Source organism: Oceaniovalibus guishaninsula JLT2003 (genome assembly GCF_000299575.1).
GTDB classification, from domain to species: Bacteria; Pseudomonadota; Alphaproteobacteria; order Rhodobacterales; family Rhodobacteraceae; genus Palleronia; species Palleronia guishaninsula.
Map to the genome: position 1 here is coordinate 1 of NZ_AMGO01000018.1, position 5,808 is coordinate 5,808.

The 5,808-nt window shown below is 63.7% G+C and carries 8 protein-coding genes and 1 pseudogene; 2 read left to right on the forward strand and 7 right to left on the reverse strand.

Annotated elements, in window-relative coordinates:
• From OCGS_RS05490 to OCGS_RS05520, 7 genes and pseudogenes are all read right to left on the reverse strand, one after another.
• Nucleotides 1-416 (reverse strand): DUF411 domain-containing protein (locus OCGS_RS05490; protein ID WP_040610616.1); only part of this gene is annotated, 416 nt, incomplete at its 3' end.
• Nucleotides 417-419: 3 nt separating this feature from the next.
• Nucleotides 420-1,795: pseudogene (locus tag OCGS_RS05495) on the reverse strand (peptidoglycan DD-metalloendopeptidase family protein).
• A complete protein-coding gene (locus OCGS_RS05500) occupies nt 1,792-2,418 on the reverse strand; it encodes an SCO family protein (protein WP_040610611.1) in 627 nt (208 codons plus the stop codon). The pseudogene OCGS_RS05495 and the gene OCGS_RS05500 overlap by 4 nt, the downstream one beginning before the upstream one ends.
• Nucleotides 2,418-2,885 carry a copper chaperone PCu(A)C gene (locus OCGS_RS05505; RefSeq protein WP_040610612.1) on the reverse strand — a complete coding sequence of 156 codons (468 nt, stop codon included), beginning with the start codon at nt 2,883-2,885 and terminating at the stop codon, nt 2,418-2,420. The genes OCGS_RS05500 and OCGS_RS05505 overlap by 1 nt, the downstream gene beginning before the upstream one ends.
• 23 nt (nt 2,886-2,908) lie before the next feature.
• Complete coding sequence (locus OCGS_RS05510) at nt 2,909-3,568, reverse strand: DsbA family protein (protein WP_007426241.1); 660 nt, start codon at nt 3,566-3,568, stop codon at nt 2,909-2,911.
• Nucleotides 3,565-3,987 (reverse strand): disulfide bond formation protein B, encoded by a 423-nt coding sequence (locus OCGS_RS05515; RefSeq protein WP_007426242.1) that lies wholly within the window; start codon nt 3,985-3,987, stop codon nt 3,565-3,567. Before OCGS_RS05515 ends, OCGS_RS05510 begins: the two co-directional genes overlap by 4 nt.
• Before the next feature lie 5 nt (nt 3,988-3,992).
• Nucleotides 3,993-4,559 (reverse strand): SCO family protein, encoded by a 567-nt coding sequence (locus tag OCGS_RS05520; RefSeq protein ID WP_040610613.1) that lies wholly within the window; start codon nt 4,557-4,559, stop codon nt 3,993-3,995.
• 209 nt (nt 4,560-4,768) lie between these two features.
• On the opposite strand from OCGS_RS05520, the gene OCGS_RS05525 reads away from it, so the two are divergent.
• Nucleotides 4,769-5,197, forward strand: coding sequence for a MerR family transcriptional regulator (locus OCGS_RS05525; RefSeq protein ID WP_007426244.1), 429 nt, complete (start codon nt 4,769-4,771; stop codon nt 5,195-5,197).
• 82 nt (nt 5,198-5,279) lie between these two features.
• On the forward strand, nt 5,280-5,808 hold a 529-nt coding region (locus tag OCGS_RS05530), incomplete at its 3' end, for a cation efflux transmembrane domain-containing protein (protein WP_040610614.1).

The following is a 5,808-nucleotide window of genomic DNA, read 5'->3' on the forward strand; positions in this document are numbered from 1 at the left end:
TCCTTGCGGATGAGGACGACATCATAGGCCTCGCGGTCGTCTTCTGGCCCCATGCCGGGCGAGCCATAGGGCATCCCCGGAACAGCGAGGCCGACGGCGTCCGGGCGCTCCTCGAGAAGGCGGCGGATGTCAGCGGCTGGGACATGGCCCTCGATCACGTAGCCGTCAATGAGCGCGGTGTGGCAGGAGACCATGCGCTGCGGCACGCCGTTGTCTAGCTTGAAGCGCACGAGAAGCCCGCCGAACATGTCCTGGCCGGTCGGCACAAACCCGTTCTCTTCGAGATGTTTCATCCACGAGAGGCAGCAGCCGCATCCGTTGGTCTTGCGGACGTCGATCGCCGTTGCCTCTGCGAGGGCCTGGGCCGCTGGGAACAGGGCGAGCGTGATGGCAAGAGCTTGGGTCATGCGTTTCATGGGTCAGAGCCTTTCGGTTGTCGTTTTGGCAATCTCGCTGCCGAGGTTTTCATTCAGAAGCGCCCGCGCCTCGGCCAGACGCGAGAGCGCGGCGGTATCATCCGCATCGCTCTCGGCCGCTTCTGCGAGCCGGTCGTCAGAGAGGGGGTCAGTCGGGCGCCCATCCACGAGCACCTCATAGTGCAGGTTCGGACCTGTCGCCGTGCCAGTCGCGCCGACGCGGCCGATCACGTCTCCCGCAGCAACGCGTTGGCCTTGTGCCAAGTCTTCGGGCACGGCGCTCAGATGCGCGTAGCGCGTCATGGTGTCGGAGCCGTGCAAGATTTCGACCACGCGACCATATCCGCCGCGCCAGCCGATGAAATTGACCCGCCCCGGTGCCGTCGCTTGAACCGGTGTCCCGCGTGCCGCTGCAAAATCGACGCCGGTGTGCATCCGGACGTTGCCAAAGACCGGATGCGTGCGGCGCCCGAACACCGAGCTGAGGCGCGCACCCTCGACCGGCTGTGCGAAGACGCGCAGCACCTCGCCATCGACGTAGATCGTCGCCTTACCGCTGCCGTCGTCAGGCCATACGATCTCGTAGAGCGAACCGCCGATCTCCAGTGCGGCGAAGGCGAGTTCGGGCTGTCCGATCCTGTCCTCGCCGACCCGCGCCTCACGCCAGAGAAGCCTTAGTGTTTCGCCGCCGGCCATCTCGCGGCGGAAATCCACGGTCCCACCCAGCATCTGCGCAAGGTCCACGGAAAAACGGGCGGGTATGCCGGCTTCGTCGAGTGCCGCGAAGATCGAGCTGTCGATCACGGCTTCGCCGGCAAGGGTTACGATCTCCGGATCCGGAGCCACGACCTGTGTGGACAACTGCTCGCCGAAAACCACCTCGATCCGAACCCCGTCCTCGACGGCGAGTGAGAAGGTGCGGGGGCTGCCGTCCATGGTCGAAGCAACAGTGACCGAGTGCCCCGGCCGCAGCCGTCGCAGATCGTATTCCGCGCCAAGCGCGAGGGCAACTTCGGCTCTGTCAGGTGCCGCAAGTCCAGCTTCGGACAGCAAGAAATCGAGCGTCTCGCCAGGTGCAATGTCGCGCGACCACATCGACAGCGGTGGCTCGATCGCCCTTACCGGCCTGTCGGCAAACGCGACCTGCAGGAAGGGGCGAGGGGGCCGAGGTCGGGTGCATCTTCTGCCCATACCGTCACGGGCAGCGTCACGGGGATGTCAACGTTCTGGGGGGCTTCAGGACCTTGGGGCATCCAGCTACCTGCCTGGGCAAGTTCCGGCGGCACGGGTTCTTTCGACATGGAATCAGAGATGGCGATAGCCGCTCTCGAAACCGTCCCCGCAATTGCGACACAAGCCGCCAAAGTTCTGAGCCTCATGTCGCCCCCTCCATTTCTTCTTCCAGCGCGCGGCGGATCTTCGGCACCGCGAATTCTTTGGGCTCGTGATAGTCGATCATGGTGACGAATCGCCCAGAGGCTGCGAACAGGAAGACGCTCGCGGTGTGGTTCATCGTGTAATCGCCGCTCTCCGCCGGTACTCGCTCGTAGGTGGCGCGGAAGCCGTCCGCGACGCGCGCTATCTGCTCTTCCGGTCCCGTCCAGCCGCGGATCGCCGGATGGAAGTAGCCGACATATTCGGCCATCGTTTCGACAGTGTCGCGCTCGGGATCGACCGTGATGAAAACCACGTTCATCTCGTCGGCCTCGTCTCCCAGATCGTCGAGCCATCCCGAAATGTCCGATAGCGTGGTCGGGCAGACATCGGGACAGTAGGTGAAGCCAAAGAACGCCATCGTCGGTCGCCCGATGAGGGTTTCCGGCCCGACCGCGTTGCCCTCATGATCCGTCAGACGGAAGTCCATCTCGGTAAGGGTCACAGGCCGCTGCCCGACAGGTGCGGGTGCACCGGGTCCGTCGACCCGCCACCAACCGACGAAGAGCATCAGGGCGACCGCCCCAACAACGGCCGCGCCGTACACCAGGATCGCCCGTCGCCGCATCAGTCCTCCGGCCCCCGCGCGGCGATGCCGAGGATCGGCACCTCGACCGTCACTTCGCCTCCGTCGTCGAAAAGCAGGGTCAGCGGAAAGGTTTCCCCTTCCGTCATCGGTTCTTGCAGCCGCATCAGCATTCCGTGCAGGCCCCCCGGTTCGAGCGCGACGCTCTCGCCCGGCGCGATCGCGATCTCCCCCGCCGGGCTCATGGAGCTTACACCTTCGGCATTTGTCTTCGTCTCGTGAATTTCGGGCATCATCGCGAGCGGTGTTGTAAGGCCGATCAGCGTCACCGGCTCGTCGCCAGTGTTGCGGATCGTCATGTAGGCGGCTCCGGGACGGTTCATCCCGATGGAGGCGCGGGACCACGCGTTCTCTACGACAACATCCTCGGGTCCGGCCAGCGCGGGCACCGAGAGCCCGCCAAGGGTCAAAAGCGCCGCCAGTGTGCTGGTCAAAAAATACTTTTTCATCGTATTGATCTTGCCCTTTCCATTCAGCTTTGCGCGGCAGCGACTTCGGCAGCCACCAATCGCCGCAGTTCTGCCTCCCCGAACGGATCGAGCGGCTTGCCGTTCACGAAGAATGTGGGCGTCTGGCGAATTCCCACGGTCTCGACGTCAGCACGATCCTGGTTCAGGATCGCCACGACATCGGGTGCCAGCATTTGCGTGCGCGCGGCCTCGGCATCGAGTCCGGCCGTGGCGGCGATTTGAAGGATCAGACCAGGCTCCGGGGCACCGTGCGACGCCCATCTCGGCTGTTCCCGCAAAACGGCCTCGAGCACCGGCACGTAAATGTCCTGCATGCGCGCCGCCTCGAGCACGCGGATCGCTTCCTCGGATGCCGCGCCGTGGAAGGGCGTGTAGCGGATCACGACGCGGACAGCATCTCCATGCTCGGCCATGATGTCCTTCACGATGGGATGAAAGGCGCGACAGGCCTCGCAGGCCGGATCGAAGAATTCGACGATCGTGACGGGCGCTTCCGCAGGCCCGAGGATGGGCGAGTAGGGGCGGATCATCGCGTCCGCGAGTTCCGGCGCAACGGGCTCCGCTTCGGCCACCGGGCCAGGGCGGGTTGCAAACCAGGTGGCTCCGCCGAAACCGGCGACGCCGAGGGCGAGAACGGACAGGATCAGGCCGCGTCGGTTCATGTTCGTGTGTCCTTCAGTGAAAGGGCCGACAGCGCCCCGATCAGCGCGAAGGCGGCGAGCGCCATCAGCGGGATCGGGATGCCGAAGACCAGTTGGTTGTCATCGGTGCAAGAGGGGCCGGTGGCCGTGCAGGGCTGGATGCGTTCGGGAACAAGACCGACGTACAGCCCCATGTGCCAGAGGGCGATTGCGCCGCCGCCAAGCGCCAATGCGATGCCGTAGCGCCCCACGCGGCCGTCCCGCCACCAAAGGCCGAGCCCGAGGACAATGGCCAAGGGGAACATGAAGGCGCGCTGGAACCAGCACAGCACACAGGCCGTCTGCCCCAGCACCTCGCCGATGAAAAGCACGGCAAGCGAGGCGACGAGCGCGATGATCCACGCCAGCCCGAGGGCTGTTTCTCCGGATATGCGGTTCATTTCGGTCAGATCCTCTCTTCCAGATCGGCGAAGATCTCTTCGGCGGAGGTGCCGTAGGGCCACGAGTCGGCGAAGCCCGCGTCGGGATCGAAGAGGAACAAATGCGACGTGTGGCCCATCGTGTAACCATCCGGCGCCGCAGCCTCTTCGACGCGTTCAAAGAAGATCGGAAACGTCTCGGAGGTGGCGGCGATCTGTTCCGGCGTGCCGGTCAGACCGATGATGCCCGCATCGAACAGCGGGACGTATTCGGCGAGTGCGGCGGGCGTGTCCCGTTCGGGGTCGATGGTGATGAAAATCGGCTGGACCTTGGCGGCATCGTCGCCCAGACCGTCCATCACCGCCGCGACCTCAGATAGGGTCGTCGGGCAGACGTCGGGGCAGTTGGTAAAGCCGAAAAAAACAAGCATCCAGCGCCCCGCAAAGTCCTTCTCGGTTCGAACCATACCCTGGTGGTCCGTCAGTTCGAACTCAGCGAAGAAAGGCGGCTCGGCGTCAGTTCGGGCGCTGTCGGCACGATAGTCGGACCAGAGTAAAAGCCATACGAAGGCAAGCGCTGCCACGCCTGCCAAAACCCAAAGAAACTTCTGTGCCGATGTAAGAGACAATCCTGTTCGCCTGCCATTGATCCTTGTGTGTCTGCGCGTCTACATCCTCTAGCCACTGAAGGTTCAAGCATGAAGATGGCGCCTTGATGCGACATCACGCGCCTGTGAATCCCGCACTTGCCCGCTCACACCGCAAAACCTACAAGGACTGTATACTTTTTCTGGAGGTGAGAATGCTCACGATCGGCACTCTGTCAAAGAAGACCGGCACGAAGGTGCAGACCATCCGGTACTACGAGCAGATCGGGCTCATGCCCGAACCTGGCCGGACCGAGGGCGGACAGAGGCGCTACGACGGTTCACAACTCGATCGCCTGTCCTTCATCCGCCACTCGCGGCAACTCGGCTTCTCGCTCGATGCGATCCGCGAGCTGCTCGACCTCAGCGACCATCCCAATCGGCCCTGTGATGAAGCTGATGCCATCGCGCGTCGCCAGCTCAAACGGGTGGAGCAGCGCATGGCCCGCCTGAAGGCGCTGCGCACGGAACTGAAACGCATGGTCCACGAGTGCAGCGGCGGGCGGACAGCGGATTGCCGGGTGCTGGAGGTATTGCGGGACCATTCTGAATGTCTGACCGAGCACGACGAGATTGGGGCCTGATTGGACCATGCCAATGTCGCGGCAGGAACTTAGACCAGCCGCAGGAGTTCTTCGATCGTAAACCACGAGCCGAAAACGAGAAATGGCCGCAGAACAAGATTCAAAAGAGAGACGCACGCTCTGGATCGTTCTGGCGCTCAATATCGGTCTGGCCGTGGCTTTTTTTGCAACCGGTGCGTTCGGCGATTCCAGCGCCTTGATCGCCAACGGCCTCGACAACCTTTCCGACAGCTTCGTCTACGCTATCAGCCTGTTTGCGCTGTCCCGGTCCGGCAAATGGAAACGCGGAGCGGCGAACATCTCCGGTGGGCTGCTGATCCTGTTCGCTGCAGGCATCCTCTACGATGCATGGCGCCGCTACATCGGCGGGTCAGATCCGCTCGGGACGATCATGATCGCCATGGCCCTGATCGCCGCGGCGATCAACGCGGTCTGCGTCTGGTTGCTCGCCCGACTCCGCGAACCGGACGTCAACATCCGCGCGGCGAACACCTTCAGCTGGAACGACTTCGCCGCGAACCTCGGGATCGTCGTGGCTGGCGGTCTCGTCGCCTGGCTGGGAACGAACTGGCCGGACCTGGTCGTGGGTGTGGTCGTGGCCGGGATCGCGG

What these genes read in the sequence shown, in the direction of transcription:
- OCGS_RS05500 (WP_040610611.1), bottom strand. Translation starts at nt 2,418, where the DNA reads ATGCGGCGACGGGCGATCCTGGTGTACGGCGCGGCCGTTGTTGGGGCG.
- OCGS_RS05505 (WP_040610612.1), bottom strand. Translation starts at nt 2,885, where the DNA reads ATGAAAAAGTATTTTTTGACCAGCACACTGGCGGCGCTTTTGACCCTT.
- OCGS_RS05510 (WP_007426241.1), bottom strand. Translation starts at nt 3,568, where the DNA reads ATGAACCGACGCGGCCTGATCCTGTCCGTTCTCGCCCTCGGCGTCGCC.
- OCGS_RS05515 (WP_007426242.1), bottom strand. Translation starts at nt 3,987, where the DNA reads ATGAACCGCATATCCGGAGAAACAGCCCTCGGGCTGGCGTGGATCATC.
- OCGS_RS05525 (WP_007426244.1), top strand. Translation starts at nt 4,769, where the DNA reads ATGCTCACGATCGGCACTCTGTCAAAGAAGACCGGCACGAAGGTGCAG.